The organism is Bradyrhizobium sp. Rc3b (assembly GCF_900114915.1).
Classification (GTDB): domain Bacteria; phylum Pseudomonadota; class Alphaproteobacteria; order Rhizobiales; family Xanthobacteraceae; genus Bradyrhizobium.
Genome location: NZ_FOUS01000031.1, coordinates 1 through 18,126 on the forward strand (window position 1 = coordinate 1; position 18,126 = coordinate 18,126).

General features: G+C 56.0%; 11 protein-coding genes, 4 pseudogenes and 2 riboswitches. Of the genes and pseudogenes, 7 read left to right on the forward strand and 8 right to left on the reverse strand.

What is annotated here, in order from left to right:
- Window positions 1-424 (reverse strand): aminopeptidase P family N-terminal domain-containing protein (locus BM190_RS38475; protein WP_177237536.1); only part of this gene is annotated, 424 nt, incomplete at its 3' end.
- Window positions 425-682: 258 nt separating this feature from the next.
- Entirely contained in the window at window positions 683-1,777 is a 1,095-nt protein-coding gene (locus BM190_RS38480; RefSeq protein WP_092263121.1) for a DUF2817 domain-containing protein, read from the reverse strand.
- Window positions 1,778-2,542: 765 nt separating this feature from the next.
- Here BM190_RS38480 and BM190_RS38485 point away from each other — a divergent pair.
- Both BM190_RS38485 and BM190_RS38490 read left to right on the forward strand, forming a co-directional pair.
- The gene (locus BM190_RS38485) at window positions 2,543-2,725 is read left to right on the forward strand and encodes a hypothetical protein (protein ID WP_092263123.1); all 183 of its coding nucleotides are present in this window, start codon (window positions 2,543-2,545) and stop codon (window positions 2,723-2,725) included.
- Window positions 2,726-2,729: 4 nt separating this feature from the next.
- The gene (locus BM190_RS38490) at window positions 2,730-4,109 is read left to right on the forward strand and encodes an aspartate aminotransferase family protein (RefSeq protein WP_210189107.1); all 1,380 of its coding nucleotides are present in this window, start codon (window positions 2,730-2,732) and stop codon (window positions 4,107-4,109) included.
- A 215-nt stretch (window positions 4,110-4,324) separates the two neighbouring features.
- Here BM190_RS38490 and BM190_RS40130 read toward each other — a convergent pair whose 3' ends face one another.
- The 3 genes from BM190_RS40130 to BM190_RS38500 form a co-directional block, all read right to left on the reverse strand.
- Window positions 4,325-5,524, reverse strand: a complete 1,200-nt coding sequence (locus BM190_RS40130) for a hypothetical protein (RefSeq protein WP_143109186.1) — start codon at window positions 5,522-5,524, stop codon at window positions 4,325-4,327.
- Window positions 5,525-5,852: 328 nt separating this feature from the next.
- Window positions 5,853-6,935: a GntG family PLP-dependent aldolase gene (locus BM190_RS38495; protein WP_092263140.1), complete on the reverse strand. Its 1,083-nt coding sequence runs from the start codon at window positions 6,933-6,935 to the stop codon at window positions 5,853-5,855.
- 725 nt (window positions 6,936-7,660) lie between these two features.
- Window positions 7,661-9,088, reverse strand: a complete 1,428-nt coding sequence (locus BM190_RS38500) for an aldehyde dehydrogenase family protein (protein WP_092263128.1) — start codon at window positions 9,086-9,088, stop codon at window positions 7,661-7,663.
- Between the two features lie 699 nt (window positions 9,089-9,787).
- Window positions 9,788-9,886: riboswitch (glycine riboswitch) on the forward strand.
- Window positions 9,887-9,888: 2 nt separating this feature from the next.
- Window positions 9,889-9,978: riboswitch (glycine riboswitch) on the forward strand.
- A 62-nt stretch (window positions 9,979-10,040) separates the two neighbouring features.
- On the opposite strand from BM190_RS38500, the gene BM190_RS38505 reads away from it, so the two are divergent.
- On the forward strand, window positions 10,041-11,288 hold the full coding sequence (locus BM190_RS38505) for a D-amino acid dehydrogenase (RefSeq protein ID WP_092263130.1): 1,248 nt from the start codon (window positions 10,041-10,043) through the stop codon (window positions 11,286-11,288).
- Window positions 11,289-11,575: 287 nt separating this feature from the next.
- Here BM190_RS38505 and BM190_RS38510 read toward each other — a convergent pair whose 3' ends face one another.
- Complete coding sequence (locus BM190_RS38510) at window positions 11,576-12,052, reverse strand: Lrp/AsnC family transcriptional regulator (RefSeq protein ID WP_092263132.1); 477 nt, start codon at window positions 12,050-12,052, stop codon at window positions 11,576-11,578.
- 327 nt (window positions 12,053-12,379) lie between these two features.
- Window positions 12,380-13,373, reverse strand: a pseudogene (locus tag BM190_RS41480) (integrase core domain-containing protein); the annotation flags it as partial.
- Here BM190_RS41480 and BM190_RS41485 point away from each other — a divergent pair.
- The 4 genes and pseudogenes from BM190_RS41485 to BM190_RS38535 all read left to right on the forward strand — a co-directional run.
- A pseudogene (locus tag BM190_RS41485) lies at window positions 13,325-13,786 on the forward strand (integrase core domain-containing protein); the annotation flags it as partial. The pseudogenes BM190_RS41480 and BM190_RS41485 overlap by 49 nt on opposite strands.
- Window positions 13,787-14,165: 379 nt before the next feature.
- Window positions 14,166-14,642: an Lrp/AsnC family transcriptional regulator gene (locus tag BM190_RS38525; protein WP_092263136.1), complete on the forward strand. Its 477-nt coding sequence runs from the start codon at window positions 14,166-14,168 to the stop codon at window positions 14,640-14,642.
- A 1,556-nt stretch (window positions 14,643-16,198) separates the two neighbouring features.
- Window positions 16,199-16,462, forward strand: coding sequence for a transposase (locus BM190_RS38530; RefSeq protein ID WP_092263138.1), 264 nt, complete (start codon window positions 16,199-16,201; stop codon window positions 16,460-16,462).
- A 539-nt stretch (window positions 16,463-17,001) separates the two neighbouring features.
- A pseudogene (locus tag BM190_RS38535) lies at window positions 17,002-17,449 on the forward strand (transposase); the annotation flags it as partial.
- Window positions 17,450-17,526: 77 nt separating this feature from the next.
- Here BM190_RS38535 and BM190_RS41810 read toward each other — a convergent pair.
- A pseudogene (locus tag BM190_RS41810) lies at window positions 17,527-17,932 on the reverse strand (CoA transferase); the annotation flags it as partial.
- Window positions 17,933-18,126 lie beyond the last annotated feature (194 nt).

Sequence of the window (18,126 nt, forward strand, 5' to 3'; positions counted from 1 at the left end):
GAAGGCGCTCTTGGAGCGCACTGACATCGGCCGGGGCGAGGTTCCAGCAGCCGAGCTCGAAACCTACCCTCTTGTCCGCCAAGCCCAGCCGCCGAAGAACATCGGCGCACACTTTGGCAAAGTCTGGCTGCTCCGTATAGCAAACGATATCGTCGATGTGGCTTTCTGCCCGAACGCCAGTCAACTCATATTCGCGGACCACATATGTCGGCGCTCGCCCCGGCATGAGGATCAACGGGAACGGCATGAAGTACGCGCCCATTCCATCGTATCCGCTGAGATACCGGAGATGACCATGGGCGGTGACCACGACCGCGTCGAGGTCAGCTCGCGCCACTGCTCCAAGCACCTTCTTCTGTCGCCGCTCGTATTCTGATTTGGGGAACGGGGCACCGGTGAAAGGGATCGCTTTGAGCGCGGTCATAGATCAGCTCCTTGTTCGTAGTCATTGACGTTTTGTTTCAGTCGAGCGAATGACGAGGGTTATTCGCTCGCGCATCCTTTTTCCAAACACCAGCCCAGCCATCTCTTCGTTGAAGCGCCGAACCAAGACCCGAAGCCATTAGGAAACGTGCTCTTTGCCAGTAGCGATTGATGCGCTCGCGAATGCACTGATTGCGTGGGTGTGGAGCAATGCGAGAAGGCGTGAGACATCGCTGAAATGGCTTTTCAGATTGGCCAGCTAATCTCCAGATCTAAGTCCCTCGAGCGCCTGTCGATGCACCAAGTGCGCCCTCCACAGAACCATCTCGTTCCAATCTGGCTTCTGGGGGTAGAAAAAGCGTTTCGTCGCCCTCCGAACTTCCCGTCCCAGCTCGGAATCGACCGCGTCCGGTCTGTACCTAAACAGCCAGTGCTCATCGCGCAGGACAGGCGTACCGGTATATGTTCCGTACTCGAGGGCAACATAAGTGTGCCGATCCCCCAAGATCCGCTGCCAGTATTCATCTTGCGTGCCGTGCAAGTTAACGGACGAGGAGGTTCCTAGATCCGGCAATGTTACGGAGGGGCCAAAAATCTTCGCAGCTCGCTCGTATCCCTTTAGCCCGGACGGTTGCTCGCACTGAAGCTCTCCATAACCGTAGGGACCGAGCCCAGTATGGTAATCGATGATGACGACGTTATCGCGAGCCGCCACGTCAAAGTCACCTACTATTTGTTCGAGGGTTCGCCTGGCTTCGGTAGGTTTAGTTCCGCCGTAAAACAGGCCGCCCGGCCTCGTGTACTGGCCACGGGACCTTGCTGATCGGTAGGTCATCTCGCCGTGCAGCTTGCGATATTCGGCAATGGCAGCTTCTGCGCGACGAATCCCCTCTTCTGTTCTGTCCGCAGGAACACAATATTGATCCAGCTCCTCGTACTCCGGATTTGGGGGAGCCGGCTTCGAAAAATCGATAAAGTTACGATTGAGGTCGCACCCCTCTGCAGTCGACCTGCGATCCCAGGCAAAACCGTAGCAATTCAGAGCGTGGATGAAGAGCACGGCGGTCGAGCGCGGGAGCTGCTCGTGGAACTTTGCTCGCAAAAACAGCAGTTGGGCTGCGGACCCGTGGTACCCCTCTGGGCCGTGCGTGCCGGAAACCAGGATCAGGAGCTTTTTGGCATCCGGACTGCCAAAGTACGCCACATCGGTGAACAGCGCCTCGCCCGACGGCCCGCTTGAGCTGCACGGGTACGATCTCGATGTGGGCACCGCGGCCACGAATTTATCGCGAGCCACCAAATAAGAATCAGAAAAAACGACAGAAGCGGTTTGCTGTGCAATGTCAAAGTTCACGCGGCCTTACCTCCATCTTCATTCGCCTTCCGGATGCGGGACGAACGGTCAAAAACCTCGCGACGACTTACAATGAGAGGGTCGCACGCGATCCATTGCCGACACGTCGATCAACCTGTCAGCCCTGCCAACGCTACCTGCTCCGCGAGCCGAATTTCTGCAATGTAGGCCCTCTCACCTCAGAAATACTGCGCCCCCCCCTTGAGGAGCACGAAGCTTTACGACCTGCGTCGCGTGCGCAAATGTCGCGCATGCCACGGGCGTTAGCATAAAGTTCGGCATGTTCGAGTGAGCTATTCGCAGGTGTTTATGGGGCAGAAATGCAACGCAGTGTAAGGACCCTATGAGGCGTGTGCGGCTCACCAAAAACGCGTAGCTTATTGCCATTTTTATTTACCGAATTCGATTCCTCAGCTCCTTTGATCTGTTCGGTAAATCCGAGTAAGCGCCATTTTCATTATTGCTCCCACAATCGCAGCATTTTGGGCCGGCTTGGCGGGCGCGGGAACGTAGGAGGTTGCCTTAGGGCATCTCGACCGTAGCGGATACTGCACAACACTTGCGCGGTGTGAAAGCAGTTTCAGGCTCTCTGTTCAACCCGCAGCAAAGCAATCAGACCGTATACGTCGGCTGACCTCAGTCAGATACGCGCGGGCCAAGCGCCATGCCGAAAGAAATCGACACCCCAACAACGTTGCCGATTTCCCTAAACTGAATAAGTCCGCAGCTCATCACAGATTTTCAGCTCCTGATATAAGATGACGCATGAAATCTGCGGAAATGGCCTTCAATAGCACATTAAAAGCGCAGGCGCAGATCTACCATCCCAACCTCGACAAGCAGCTAATCGCCAATGACTACGGGGCCGACCGGCGCTCGCAAGACATTAAGCCGTTGGATTGCGAACGATTACGGAACCCGCCAGTTCAATTGGCTCCAGAGGTATGAGATGATGAAATCAAACTCACTAGTCACAATGGACCTAGCAACTTCGCTCCACCCGTCCACCGATGCTCGAGCTTTGGAAAAGACGGGTCCACTTATCATGGACAGGGGCGAAGGAATCTACGTCTACGATACTGATGGCAAGCAGTACATCGAGGCGTTGTCAGGCTTGTGGTCGGTCGCCCTCGGATTTAGCGAAAAACGATTAGCTGAAGCAGCAACGAAACAGATGGAAAGGTTGCCATTCTACCACATCTTCTTTAGCAAATCGCACGAGCCGTCGATCCGCTTGTCCGACAAGCTGATTGAGATGGCGGCTGATGCGCGGCTATCAAGGGTATTTTACACGAATTCCGGGTCAGAAGCGAATGACACGGTCATCAAGCTTGTCTGGTACATGAACAACGCGTTGGGCCGCCCAAAAAAGAAGAAGTTTTTGGCTCGTCAGAAGGCTTATCACGGCATCACCATTGGGGCTGGCAGCTTAACCGGTCTGCCGGCAAATCATAAGGATTTCGATTTACCCGCCATTCCAGTGATTCATCTGACCTGTCCGCATTACTACGGCTTCGCAAAGAGCGGTGAAACTGAAGTCGAGTTTACCCATCGTCTGCTCGTCGAAGCGGAAGAGACTATACTGCGCGAAGGACCGGAAACGATCGCCGCTTTCATAGGCGAACCTGTTATGGGTGGCGGAGGAGTGTTTCCGCCTCCAGAAGGCTATTGGCTCGGCATCGAAGCTCTTTGTCGCAAATACGACATCCTGTTGGTTGCTGATGAAGTCATCACTGGGTTTGGCCGACTTGGTACGACCTTCGCATTCAAGAAGTACGGCTTCTCTCCGGACATCGTCACTGTCTCAAAGCAAATCACCTCGAGTTATATGCCTCTTGGTGCAGTCTTATTTGGCGAAGCCATTTACAATCCAGTCGCCGATAACAGTCACAAGATTGGCACGTTCGCTCATGGATATACCGCGTCAGCGCATCCCGTTGTTACGGCCGTTGCACTGGAGAACTTGAAGATTATCGAAGAGCGCGATCTCATCGGCAATGCGGCGAGACTGGAAACTCCATTTCAGAATGGCCTAAGGCAACTCGCCGAACTACCATTCGTGGGGGACGTGCGCGGGGTGGGTCTACTTGCTGCGCTTGAGCTAGTTGCTGATAAGAAGTCGAAGCGTCCATTCTCGGCACCAGGAAGAGTAGGTTCAATGGCAATGCAAATCGCCCATGATGAGGGTCTCATCCTGCGTGCTATTGGCGATACTCTCGCCCTTTGCCCTCCTTTGATCGTAACAGAAGATCAGGTTCGCGAGATCATCGAACGAGTGCGCCGCATCATCACCCTGACGATCGAGCGCATTCCCGCTTTGGGCGTCGCTTGAAATCCGACGAATCAATTCGAGGGTTGATGATCGTCCGGCTTGGAGCGGTCTGGCACTCTCTAGAGCGTGACGCCGGCAGCTAACGAAATCTCTCTCGATCCCATCAGATCCGCCTTTCAAGTTCACAACGAAAGGTGGGTCTGCATGTTATTTTTTTGTGTGAACGCTTACGATTTCGACGGCTGGGCAGTCCGCGCTATGCTGACTGCTTTTGATTAGTTCGCTGAGGTCCAGGCCGACTGCAACTCACAGAATGCGAACTCCAGATTGTGATTGTTCGTTGCTTCAGCTGCCCAAGTCCATAACGATTCAGCGTGGGTGGCATATGCCGAGGTTTCGTCACCACCGACGATCATGCCGTACCACTGATTTTCCTTGGTAACGGACCCTGCAAAGGAAACGCCTTGCCGGAGTGCCGCGCCTGAATCTCCGGGACGACTTATCGGGAGTAATATGTACATCGGCTGCCTATGTCCAATCATCAAGGCATCCGTCACTGATGATAGCTTGCCGCCATCGAATAGATCAATCGACTTCCTTACCGTGACCGCCAAGATCCGTGCCAAAGTATCCTGAGGTCTCCCTGCACCACGAAATGCGACAGGCTCCTCCTGCAGGAGGGATGAGATTGGCTTGATTGCTGCAGCTCGCACAGACTCCCCATATCGGCTGAGTGCCGCAGGTTCCTTTAACTTGACCAGCGCTGCATCAAAGCGCGTCTCAACGATCTTCTGTACTTCGCCGTACTCGCCTATTGAATGATGACTAGTTTTGCCAAGGCAAGCGGAATGTGATCCAAGGTGCAGCTGCCAAATCCGACGAGGTTGCTCCACTGCCACTTCTGATCCGGGTCGGAGAAGGTGTCCACATGTCAGGGCAAAAACAGGCCGAGTATCGACGCAGAATACCCCACAAATTGTTCCGTGTACGTTTCGCGCTCGCGACGCCTCTTGAATTCGCGCCCCAAACTTGATGGAACCGGTTGCTGGTCCGGACTTGCGATAGATCACAGGAGTCTTGTGATATGATCCGCGATTTAGGTATCTCGCCGACCAGTGGCGCGGGTGAATATCTACGATGATTTCAAGTTGCGGCGCTCGTAGCTCCACATAAAGGTGGGTTGGTGGTCGTTCACTACGTCGAAATTGGTCTCTTGCAAGGCCATCAGTGACGATAGCGACTCCAATTTTTTCTTTTAGTTCCTCGAAGATCAAATCCCGAGCGTGTGGATCCCAGTGCAAATCTCTAACAATCGTCTGACCGCGCCAACCTAACCGCGCTTCGATATACTCCGGGGCAAACCGTAGATGTTGTCCGGTGGTCGCCTCTGGCTCGACATAGTCGAAAAGATCTCGTTCGAAGAAGTCTCTCAGACGTCCAGCAAAGGCAACATATCTGAGATAGTCGATTATCACGGTGTATCGGCCGCTGAAGATTGAGGTTAAGCAAGCCCGTGGGTGCTGACAGATGACAAAAACAAGGTAGAGGCCCAACACTTCGCGGCTAGCAAGATCGCTGCGGAAGCCGGGCTGCGTCGACCAATAGTTCCTTAGTGCTCATAGAACGGGATGCTATGCGCTCGCACGACACGTCTCCTTTCTTCCTTAGTGCTTTTCTGATTTTGCTGCTTGTGAATGTCACGAGTGCGGAAGACATCAGTTCATCAATAGCGGCCTCGGGGCGGCGGCGCTTCTCGATTCAGTTTTAGGCTTCGCGGTCATTGCTTGGCACGGCGGGACTTTCTCATACAGCAAAGAGAGTAGCTGGCCGCGTCAGATAGATCTCTGCGAAAACGTTCAGAACCCGATCGATAGAAGCTACATCGACATGACGGTGCACGACAAGCCGCAACCTGTCCGTTGAGGCAGGTGTTGTTAGCACACCGTAATCAGACAGCACTCTTATCCATTGTTCGGCGCCCGCGGCGCTCCTTCCAACATTGACCACAACCATATTCGTCGCAACGTCAGCAGGACTGACCAAGTGCGGATCAATTCGGTGCAGGCCGTCGGCCAATCTTCGGGCGTTAAGGTGATCGTCAGCCAAACGCTCGATAGACTCCTCCAACGCGACGAGACCGCAGGCTGCCAACAAGCCAGCCTGGCGCAAGTTGCCGCCCAACATCTTGCGGAATCCGCGGGCACGCTCGATGAATGAGCACGATCCTGCCAACACCGACCCAACTGGCGCGCTCAGTCCTTTCGAGAGACAGAATGTCGCTGAATCGGCGAATGCTGCGATAGCTGAAGCAGGGACACCTAGCCCAATCGCCGCATTGAAGAGGCGCGCGCCGTCGAGGTGCACGGGAACACCAGCCTGCCAGCTCCTTGTGCAGACATCACGCATATGGTCCAGCGAAAGAACGGCTCCGCCTACGCTGTGCGTTGTCTCCATGCATACGACTGCGGTGCCAAGGGCATGCGATGTAAGGCCAGGCGGACGGAGCCAAGCATCGAGTTCCTCGAGGTCCATTGCTCCTGCACGGCCGGGTATAGGCCGCGGGTATAGTCCAGCCAGCAAGGACAGCCCGCCCATTTCTGAACGAAAAATGTGCGACGAAGCCTCACCAATCACCTCGCCCCTGGAAAAAGAATGCGACAGAATCGCTACGTGATTGCTCATCGTGCCGGAGGGCAAAAACAAGGCGGCCTCCTTGCCGAGCAGGGCTGCCGCGACCCGTTCGAGTTCTTTTACAGTAGGATCGTCCCCACGACCGTCGTCGCCAAGCTCCGCACTGGCCATGCGGTCAAACATAGACGGCGTCGGTCTGGTCACTGTATCGCTGCGCAAGTCGATTAGCGGCCCAACAGCTGTCAGTTTTTGCATCCTAGTCCTGCGGCTCAGGCTTCGTATCTGCGCCGCGCCCCTTGCTAATTGCCGTGATTTTCGCTGCATTCGACAGCGAATGGTTGCACGCGCGAAAGTTATGATCAGGTTCGAGCCGATCCGTGTCTTTTTGACATGCCGATACTACTTATAAGAGCCGAAAGCCGGGTTTCTCGAATGTGGGCGCCTTCGCTGCGGCTTTCCTGCATAGTGCAGTCAAAAGGCGCAACCTTTTGATCCTCACCGCGATGGCATTATCGCATGTGTACGCTTTGGCAGGCGATGATTGAACTACCCCCGACCCGCACGGGATTTCCCAAGCCAGCCACCGGCTTCTTCAGCCGAGAATTGTTCCAACATGATAGCTTCGCTGCTTGGATTTAACAGCGGGCGTTAGCTTCTCGCTGGCAACCGTGCAGACCGTCTATCCCCTTTTCGAGCGCATCCGCAATGCTGGCGCAGTCAGTGTAGAATTGCGTCGCACCGTTAGGATATTTTGACCGCCAGCAAGGCGTCGTGGCAAAAGGACCATCGAGTACGGAGGAAGCCTCTCCGTTTCCACCTAAAACGGAAATCGATACTCGCAAACCCGGCTATTTTTGCTGAATGCAGCCTGGTCTAGGCGCCCCCAAGAACGAAAGACTGCTTGGGGCGCCGGCTCTGCAAGCATAGGCTTATTGAGGACCAGTCGCTTAGTGATCAGCCAGGAAGTTGCGTGGGAGTTCCTAGACATTGGCGGAGTTGACGAGCTTGAGGTTCTGGAATGCTCTCACTCCCTCAATCCCTCCTTCATAACCATAACCGCTCTGCTTGATGCCGCCGAGTGGCGCATCAGCCGACACGCCCTTGAGAAAGTTCACGCTGACAGCCCCCGTGGAGAGGCTCCGAATCATTCTTTGCTGAATATCAGGAGAGTCGCTGAAGACATAAGATGCCAGACCGTATTCGGTCGCATTGGCTTCCTCAATTGCTTCTTCAATCGTATCGAAAGGTGCAACGGTCAGGATCGGCCCGAACGGTTCTTCGTGAAGAACCCGTGAATCGGGGTGGACGTTGCTCAGAATTGTTGGCTTCCAGTAAAAGCCCGGTCGATCGAGGCGTTCTCCACCCGTTTCGACGCTTGCTCCGCGAGCGACTGCGTCGTTCATTAGGCGTTCCATCGCTTCAAGGCGTCTTGCATTTGCCATCGGGCCCATCCCCGTCTCAGGATCGTCGGGCAGACCGATTTTGATCCTTTCAACCGTCTGAACAAGCCTCACCAGGAAATCCCGATAAATCGATCGCGCCACCAGAATTCGGCTCGGAGCATTACAGGCCTGGCCCGCAAACTTGAATTTGTATTCAGAAACTGCGGAAACCGCCCTCGCCACGTCCGTATCTTCAAAGACAACTACAGGAGAGTGGCCGCCGAGCTCAAGAACGCACCGTTGCAAGTTATTTGCTGCAATCCTGGCAAGCTGCTTGCCGACCGGTGTGGAGCCGGTGAACGACAAAACCCGAACGACGGGCGAACTGAGCAGGTGTTCGGATATCATCGGAGGATTTCCGAAAACAAGGCTCACAACGCCAGGTGGAATGCCCGCCTCCTCGAGAGCCTCAACTAGGTAAACGCCGGCGCTCGGAGTTTCCTCGGCAGCTTTCAGGATTACAGGACACCCGGCTGTCAGAGCAGGGGCAACCTTCCGAGCACTGAGCACGGCTGGGTAATTCCAAGGCGTGAATGCAGCAACTACGCCAATCGCTTCTGGTACGATCATCCGATTCTGATCTATCGGGAATGAAGCCGAGACTTTCTCTGCGTGAATGCCATTCCACTCTACGGTCTCGATAGCGCGCGTGTACTCGCCCTTAGCGTCAGCCAACATCTTACCCTGCTCTCTAGAAAGAGCAGCTGCGGCAACCTCAACCTTTCCCTTCAGAATCTCGGCAGCGCGAAGGAGTAACGCCCCTCGTTCACGAGCTGGAGTGCTGGACCAGCGCTGTAGACTTGCTTGCGCAGACGACAAAACATCCTTGAGATCCGAGGCAGTGGCAACAGCAACACGCCCAAATTGCTGCGCGGTGGCCGGATTCAGAAGCGGCAGATCCTCACCGTCCCCACCTAGCCGCCATGCTCCGTTGATAAAGAGTTTGTAGTTTTCGTTTTCGGACATTGGTCTATGCTTTCTTCGTTCGCTAGTTATCCGAGCCAGGTGCAAAATCACCGGACAGAATCAGATCAATTACCAGAGTCGATTGAACCGAAAAGTGATTGGCCAGAATCCAGTGAGTGAAATCAGTCGAATCACCGGCGCCGCACGTCCTATCATCGGGACGATCTCATAGATTCAGCTTTCATAATCAGCAGCGGCGGAGTGAATCGGCGCACATCATTACGCAATGCGAAACGGCGATCGAACTCGATTGCAACCTGCCTTGAAAGCATCTGTGTGATGGACCGAAACGCGCAGTCGATGTCAGGCGAAACCGACCGCACAATCAATTTCGGACCCCGCCGCTGCATTTGAGCCCTTTGTCGAGCGAGACCCTTCAGTTCAGGATACCAATGCAGCGAACATATTTGCGTCGTATCCAACAGAGATAAGAGGATTTCCTGCGACGCGCCGCCATGGAACGCTGCTATTCACCGCATTTGGAGTGCCTTCGAACATGCCTCTGAGAGCGCGATCTCCGAGACATGGCATCTGATTTTTTTGGCCATCTGTTCGAAAGGCGATTGCCTCGCCGTTCTCTTGTAACAGCTTGCGTTTTGAACGTGATGTATGAGCAGCCCTGCAAGCATGCGTTTGTCGAACTTCATTGCCCAACCGCTTGACACTGCGCGGTACGCCTGAAAATGTCGTTAGGTCTGATGAAGGTGTGCGGGAGAGTGCGATGCGCCGGCAGGCCGCATTGTCGCCGAAGGAGCAACCCCCCAAGGAAACTCTCAGGCCCAGGACTGCACACTGAGGACAATCTGGAGAGAGGTGCCAGGTGGCACCCACCGAAGGGGACCGCCATCCAGCTGGATAGCGGACGAAGCTCTCAGGTGCACGGACAGATTTGGGGGCGGAGTTATGGCGAAAACCATTTCACCGTTCATTCATTTCCTTCCTGGAGCACACAATGAGCACAATCACGATTATCGGATCCGGCATCACCGGAGTTACAACCGCCTATGCGCTGGCCGCGCGTGGCTATTCGGTTACGGTCTTTGACCGCCAGCGTTACCCTGCGATGGACACTTCGTTTGCCAATGGGGGTCAATTATCTGCAAGCAACGCTGAAGTTTGGAACAGTGCAGCAACCATCATCAAGGGCTTGAGATGGATGCTGCGCAAGGACGCTCCACTACTCTTGAACCCCAGTCCAAGCCTTCACAAATATACTTGGCTGGCAGAATTCGTAGGTCAGATCCGCCATTATCGTCGCAATACGATCGAGACGACAAAAATGGCTATAGCCGCTCGGCACCATCTGTTTGAGCTCGCCGATCGGGAGGGCATCGCTTTCGACTTGGAGCGGCGCGGGATCTTGCACGTCTATTCCAACAAGACTGACTTTGACGCTGCATCTCGAGCGAACGAGCTGCTACGCATGGGTGGGCTCGACCGTCGCCCCGTGACTCCCTCCGAAATGCGGTCGATAGAACCCGCGCTTCAAGGCGAACATTTTGGCGGATTCTTCACTCCCTCTGACGCGACTGGTGACATTCACAAATTTACGCGCGGTCTTGCTGCGGCCTGCGAGCGAAAAGGAGTGCGCTTTATTTTCGGAGCCGAGGTCAGCGATATACAAGCAGATTCGGAAAGTGTACTCGTACGCTGGGAAGAAGGGCTGTCGAAAAATGAACTAAGGGCTCAGAAGGCGGTGATCTGTGCTGGAATCGGCAGCCGGTGGATCGCTTCGATGCTTGGTGATCGCCTAAACATCTATCCGGTCAAGGGATATTCCATCACGGTGAATCTGACTGACGAAGCAAGCCAGAAGGCTGCGCCACATGTTAGCCTCTTGGATGAGGCCGCCAAGATCGTTACCAGCCGGCTGGGGCAAGAGCGCTTCCGTGTCGCTGGAACGGCTGAATTGAATGGCGAGAACCGGGACATCCGTGCGGACCGAATTAGACCTCTCTTACAGTGGGTGGAGCGATTGTTTCCAGGTGTCTGCACCGCACAGGTGGTACCATGGGCTGGCTTGCGTCCGATGACACCCAGCATGATGCCAAGGGTCGGGCGGGGTAAAAGGCCGAACATCTTCTACAACACCGGCCATGGTCATCTTGGTTGGACATTATCGGCTGCGACCGCCGAGATGGTCGCCGACGCCGTCACGACCGATGCCAGGGCCGCGCATCGCGAATTGCCCGTACTTTAATTCGTTGGTGGGGCTTACTTGACCGGCAAGACTATGCTCCCAGCCGCGGGCTGGGAGCATGTCGCTATGTTGAAGCCGCTACATTCGCGATGGAAAGTAGCAGACTTACTGGGGCAAGACATTGAATGGTGAGGCCCTTGAGACTCTCGGCATGGACTTTGATGCCGTAAGAGCTAAACGGCGCGGGAGTGAGGACGGGCTACGCACTACATTTGTTTACTGCCACCAGAATTAAAATCACCATAACTCTGACGAGCTTTGTGGCAGAATTACTGACCTGTCAGGCATCAATTCTCGCACGGAATCTCGATCGGGACGGCAAAGCCCGCCTTTACACGATCCAAAATTACCATCGTCTTGAAGCCCTTGACGTCTGAGTTCTCGTAAAAAAAACGCTGCGTGAACCTGTCATAGTCTTCCATACTCCGCGCGGAAATGTAGAGGACGAAGTCGGGCTCGCCGGTCACAGAACAACCACTGACGATTTCAGGACACGATTTGATTGCTTTCTTGAACCGGTCGATTATGTCTGGGCTATCACGCTCCAGGTTAACAAACACAAGCATTTGAATGGGCCTCCCTACCGCTTTCGGTGAAACGATAGAGACATCGCCCTCGATGATGCCGTCAGAACGTAGCCTTTTCAGTCGTCGCTGACACGCGGTCGCAGAAAGCCCCGCCATCTCACCGATCACATCAGAGGTGAGACGGTTGTTCTTTTGCACGATTTCGAGAATACGGGCATCTATTCGATCATATTGCATACGAGCCTCCCCTCCCGGCAAATTTCATCGCAAAACGGCTGCTCAATGCAGGAAACTCACCGAATGGCCACCAGGCGCGACGTAAATCAGACTGTGACATTATCCCGAACGCTTACCGCATTCAATAAATGACCGCCCGAAAATTTCACCGTCGTCGGGTCGCCTGCGCCTGGTATGGTTGGGTTCGGCAGCGTGAATGACGCTCTGCGAAACCACAATTCTAAGGCCGGAGTTCTTCAGGTGTTGCGTGTCAACTCTGCGCATCCGAGTGGTCCAGTTGAGGACGGACCGACGCCTCACCCATTCACTGTGCTGGCGAAGATTCGATCGGCGCGGATGACAGGTGAAGGCGAACTCCCACGGAGTTTTCGATCCGAAGTGCGAGTGTCGTCGTGCATAGTTGTAATCGGCCCGCCAGCATCCGAGGGTGACGCGGGCCTGCGCCATCGACGTGAATAGCGTCTCATTCAACAATTTATCCCGCAGCCGGTCGTTGAAGCTCTCGATAAAGGCGCTCTCCATCGGCTGGCCCGGCGCGATGTAGTGCCATGCGACGTCCTCTGGTCGGCCCACTGTCAGGATGGCATTGCTGGTTTGCTACGCTCCATCACCAGCCGGTGCAGTTCCCGCGCGACCGGGCCCTCGAGAGTCGGCCACAACCGCCAGGCACTCGCGGGTCCAATCATTGACCACGGTTGGGATGCGGAAGCGGCCTCAGTCGGTGGGTTGATCCGAGACGAAGTGGAGCGACCAGCGGTCGTTCGGCACCATCGGCACCGTTATGGGCGCTCCGGTCCCGATCGCCCGCTTTGGGCCGCCAGGCGACGCGCCGCAAGCTTCTATTCCCGGTAGAGCCGGAAGAGCTTCTTGTGGTTGATCCATGGCGATCCCGCCTGAACGGAACATGCTGGCGTTGATGCCCGAAGCGACGGCGCTGCTGGGCGATCGCCTCGTGCATTGGCGCAGGCATCATCCGCGCGGGACGTCTGGTATCTGAGGTCGATGGCTTTACACGCCCGCCGTTCGCTCATCCCGTGAGCATCCATGAGATGCGCGACGCTTTCCGCTTCCCCGCGGGCCTCATCACTTCTTTCCCAACAAGCCCTTCAGCGCTGCATTGTCCAGCATGGCTTCGAGTGTTCTCGTCCTCCAGCGCTTTCAGCCGTTTGGCCTCAGAGACCTCCATCCCGCCAAACCTAGCTTTCCATTTGTAGATACTGGCGTCACTCACGCCGTGCTTCCGGCACAGATCGGCGACCGAAACGCCAGCCTGAAAGTTGGCGCCATGGCCAGAGAATGTCGCGGCGCATCTATCGCGAATGGGGCCTGCAATTGCGTGACAATGCGCCCAAGCGGCGGGTCAACGTCGAGCTACGCGATGATCGCACGCCGACGGCATGATCGAACGAGGCCTGGGCGATGGATTTCGTCCTTGACCAGTTGGCGAGCGATACAAGCTTCGCGTGGTCAGGATAGTCGATACCTTCTCGCGTTTCTCGCCGAGGCGTCACATTGGACTTTTCACGGCCTTCAGACCGCTTCCGGTCCGAATGCCTCAACGCTCGTTCCTGTCCCTTGGCGAAGGCCCAGGAAAACGTGGAGACTTGGCGCAGATATTATAACGAAGAACGGCCCCATGGGGCGATCGGCAATCGACCGCCGATTTTGCTGCACAGCCACGTCGGCGCAACCAGACCCTCGCTACATAGAAACGGGGACTCTACCCGCCCCTAGATGAAAGTTCGGTGGCAGGCCAGTCAAGTCAAGGTTGCGAGCCACTGAAATGCTGACGATCGTTGCTGTTACTAGGCTCACCGCCTCAACCTTGCACTCTCGGCTAACCATTCGGCGCCTCATCGCCCACCTCACACTCCATGAAATGCGCAATTCCACTATTCATCAGTTCTCGACGCCGACGCAGCGTTGCGGGGCCGACCGAATGCACAAATTCGCGTTGGAGAGAGCATTGCTCTCAGACCCGGTCGGCTGTTGAAATTGGTCCATGCAATCAGCATACTGCTGAATACATCTTTGCGTCGCACCCGACATCAGGATGGATTCCTGCGCACAGCAGACATTTTGCGATGAAATTCGTCGGAAGGGATAGCGCTAAATGCAATACGATCAAATAGATGCCCGCATTCTCGAGGTCGTGCAAGAGAACAACCGACTAACCTCCGAAGTGATCGGGGAGATGGTGGGGCTTTCTGCAACCGCGTGTCAGCGGCGGCTGAAGCGACTTCGTTCGGACGGCATCATTGAAGGCGATGTCGCTATCGTTTCGCCGAAGGCGGTAGGACGACCCATTCAGATGCTTGTACTAGTGACTTTGGAGAGGGAGCGTGCGGATATAATCGACAAGTTCAAGAAAGCGATCAAATCGTCCGCTGAGGTCGTCAATGGCTTCTACGTCACCGGTGATGCTGACTTTGTCGTGTATATTTCCGCGCGCAGCATGGATGACTATGAGCAGTTCACTCGGCGATTCTTCTACCAGAATCCAGACATCAAGGGCTTCAAGACGATGGTGATACTGGACCGCGTAAAAGCTGGCTTTGCTGTTCCAATCGAAATTCCGAGCGAAGATTAACACAGCTCGCTGGCGCAGAGACGTACCGTTTTGCTGACGACGACTGAACACCGGTCAACGTAGATTCGCACACCGTACAAAAGCCGCGTCGACAGCGGCAGCATCCGCAATGTTCTCCACGATTATGTTGATGGTCTCCTAGCAAATTACAAAAGTCAGCCCGTCGGGAAACAGCAGACCGCCTTGCTTGCAACCGGCTTACGAACAGGCCGAAGTGAAACAGCTAGCATCTTGGCGCCCGTCTGCACCAATCGCATAAATCTCGCATGCATCATTGTCGCCGGGTTGCACGGGGGTGCGGTAGCTAATGCTAGCGCTACAACTCCACCTGGTCGAGCTTGCGATGATTGGTCGAATGCGACGAGGTCGCTACCCGCGAGTACTAACCGTCTTGGCCGACACGACTTCCTTTAGAACGAGTGGCCCCTCTCCGCGTTTGGCATTCCGCGTTATTGAGACTTGTCGCCGCCTCTCAGGCGTCATCCAAGCGTGAAGGGAGGACTCGCCGTTTCGATCGAGTTTCTAAAGATTGGCTGAAGATGTTTGCTTTTGATTTATTTCGCGGCCTTTTTTATCTCTCATTCTGGCATAACGCCTAGAGTCGTCACCTAAGTGCGCTACCTTCTTTTGATGGTCATCGAGAGACTGAGCAGTGGGCTCTTCACTAATCAGTCGTTCCCGTGGCTCGTCTGACGAGACGAAGCAGAGAACTAGAAGTCAGCGGAAGTTCGTCTGCCGCCCGGCGGACGAACTTGCTCTTCCTGCTCCTGCGGACGGCCTAGCAGCGCTGTTTGACATCGGGGTTCACTTATCAGCACCACGCTGGGTTGCGGGCCGCTCGCTTCCGGCGTACCAAGCGGCGGATCATGTGGATTGCCGTCGGCAGCTGTGGCGAGGCTATTTGACCGATCTAACCGGTGTGCAAACAAGTCTCCTGATTTCAGTCGGGTTGATGTTCAGCGGCGATCCGCGTTCGGCGGGGCAAACGAGACGCTGGAGCGCAAAGAGCGGGATCAGTTGGAGCTCTTCATCACTGGCTCGCTCAAGCAGCTCGTCGCAATGAGCACGTGCTGGCTTGGGTCGATTTGTACTTGACCTTTCCTGGCTGAGGGAAGGGGTCACCGACTGCTATTCGCGAACGACGGTCGGCCCGACATCGGTCCGGAACCGCAGTATGGCTGATGCGAGCGCGTCTGCTCACCGGGATCGTGCACGATCGCAAGCTGATGCGTGAGGCTCAGGTTGAGATCGCCATTCGCTGGTTTGCTGGTTATGGCACGGGCAGCTAGTGCACTATTCAAGCCTGACGCGCACGCCAGCGCTGGGGCGCGAGAGAGGTTCCGTATGATATTCAAACGCACGTCTAGACCTGCTTGGATGGCAAAATCGCCAGGCGGGAGTGGTCCACAATCGGTGAGTCGCTGATCCGCGCCAATGTGAGTTGGGACAGCCTCACCGAGCAGCATGTACTGAGCGATAACCAAAGCGAGGCTCAGAGAAAGGACCGGCAAAGCGGCAAATATAGGAAGATCTGAACGACTGATCCCGATGCGATAATGGCCGCCAATACCCGAAACCGCCGGCTCAAGTCCGCTTACAAGCAGCACTCGGCCGTTGATGATAAGGTCGGCGTCATTCTGGACGTCGCGGTCACGACCGGACGAACGAACGAAGGGGAGATGATCGAGCTGCAAGTCGATGAGGTTGGAGCGATTACGGGCATCGACATCAAGGTGGTCACTGCGGACGCGGGCTACGCCTACGCCAAAGTCTACGGCGCGCTCGAGCGGCGCGGCATTGATGCCCTGATCCCCAGCTAAAGCCGAACCAATCAACAGTCGCGTACCGCTCAGACGCTTCCGGTACGATGCCAAGCAGGTCAGCTTGAAGTGCCCACAAGGACGTATGTTGCGCGCCGCGCGCCCCATCGAGCACGGCCGTTTCTTCTATTCGAAGGAAGGATTGTGCCCGGCGTCCGCTCAAGGGCCATTAACTGTCCAAAGGCGGTTAACAAAGCGGTCGTTGTTGGTGACGATTACGCTGACTGCTCCGTGCCCGCCGCCGTCACGAGCGATGAGTAAGCAGGATCGAAGCTCTATCAACGCTATCGCCGACGCTCAGAGGGCTTCCACGGCGAGGGCAAGACCTGTGGCGCGCGCGGCGTGGTCTACATACGACGATCCAGGCCTACCTGAGGCCGCCATCAATCTAAAGCGGCTGGCAATCGCTCTCCTTGCGCTTATTCTAGCGCTTTTGCGGCTTGAGATCGCGCCGTAGCGCGGGTTTGACGAGAGGGCCATGATGGGGCCGGTCGCTGCATCGCGCGAAATCTATTGGCCATTTCTTCAACGGCCCCCATGTCCACTTCATGCGAAACGCGCTGGTCCATGCCGGCACGACCGGCAGGCGCGTCGTCTCCGCCGACATCGCCACCGCGTTTGCCAGGACGACGCCGAGGCCGCTCGCACGCAGTGGCGCAAGGTCGCCGACCAGCTCCGTCCTAAGCTGCCCAAGCTCGCCGGCTTCCTGGACGAGGCAGAGACGATGTGCTGGTCTATATGGCCTTCCCACCGCAGCACTGGACCAAACTGCACTCGACCAACCCGATCGAGCGCTTTAACGGCGAGATCAAGCGGCGCACCGAGGTGGTCGGCATCTTCGCGAACGAAGATGCCATCATCCGCCTCATCGGCGCGATCCTGCTCGAGCGGAACGATGAATGGGCCGTCTAACGCGCCGTGACATGACACTGGAGCCACGCCATTGAGGATGATCCAACTGTCCGCCTTGCGGCTATCGCCAGCTGATCTGCCCGGCTCATGCCGGTGAACGCGGTGAGTGAGCGAGGCGATCACGTATCGAGCAAGGAGACATCGATGTGCTACCCTGCCCAGCCGTTGACCTTGCGGTGATAGAGGGCCAACAGAATGCCGATCGAGGCGTTCATCCCCGTCATGTAGTCCACGATCGAAGGAGCGATCTTCATCGGCCCCCACCCGGCTCGTCGTCCATGTGGCTGATGACACCCATCAAGCTGCCCATAGCCTGCAAGATCCCGTCGTAACCGGCGCGCAGCGCAGTGCGCAGAGATAGAACGAATTGTTTTTGTTCTCGTCCTCCGGATCGACCAGGTAAGGAAGTCCGAAGGCGCGCGCGTCGTCGCCGGTGCCGGGCCGCTCGATCTTGATCATCTCCGCGGCGAGATCGCCCAGCATCTGGGCGGACAAGGGCCCGGCGGGCACACGCGTGAGATCAAGGATCTCGACGCCAGAAAGCGCCAGGGCCGACATATAGGCTTTCCCTAATGACTCTTCTGAGGCGGAACACGCCCGTTCGCGCCTCCAGCTCCGTTCGTAATCTTGTTCGAATTCGATGGCCCGCATCGCCTGAACCAGGAGTGCCCTGTTCCTGGTCAGTAGCGCTACCCCGGAATCAATCGAGCCGACTCATGCAAATATTACGAGGCGCCATCGCGCTTGCTTGC

Bases quoted from the DNA above. Each gene is read 5' to 3' on its own strand.
- BM190_RS38510 (WP_092263132.1), bottom strand. From the start codon at position 12,052: ATGCAATATGATCGAATAGATGCCCGTATTCTCGAAATCGTGCAAAAG.
- BM190_RS38485 (WP_092263123.1), top strand. From the start codon at position 2,543: ATGAAATCTGCGGAAATGGCCTTCAATAGCACATTAAAAGCGCAGGCG.
- BM190_RS38500 (WP_092263128.1), bottom strand. From the start codon at position 9,088: ATGTCCGAAAACGAAAACTACAAACTCTTTATCAACGGAGCATGGCGG.
- BM190_RS38495 (WP_092263140.1), bottom strand. From the start codon at position 6,935: ATGCAAAAACTGACAGCTGTTGGGCCGCTAATCGACTTGCGCAGCGAT.
- BM190_RS38505 (WP_092263130.1), top strand. From the start codon at position 10,041: ATGAGCACAATCACGATTATCGGATCCGGCATCACCGGAGTTACAACC.
- BM190_RS38530 (WP_092263138.1), top strand. From the start codon at position 16,199: ATGGCCGCCAATACCCGAAACCGCCGGCTCAAGTCCGCTTACAAGCAG.
- BM190_RS38490 (WP_210189107.1), top strand. From the start codon at position 2,730: ATGAAATCAAACTCACTAGTCACAATGGACCTAGCAACTTCGCTCCAC.
- BM190_RS38525 (WP_092263136.1), top strand. From the start codon at position 14,166: ATGCAATACGATCAAATAGATGCCCGCATTCTCGAGGTCGTGCAAGAG.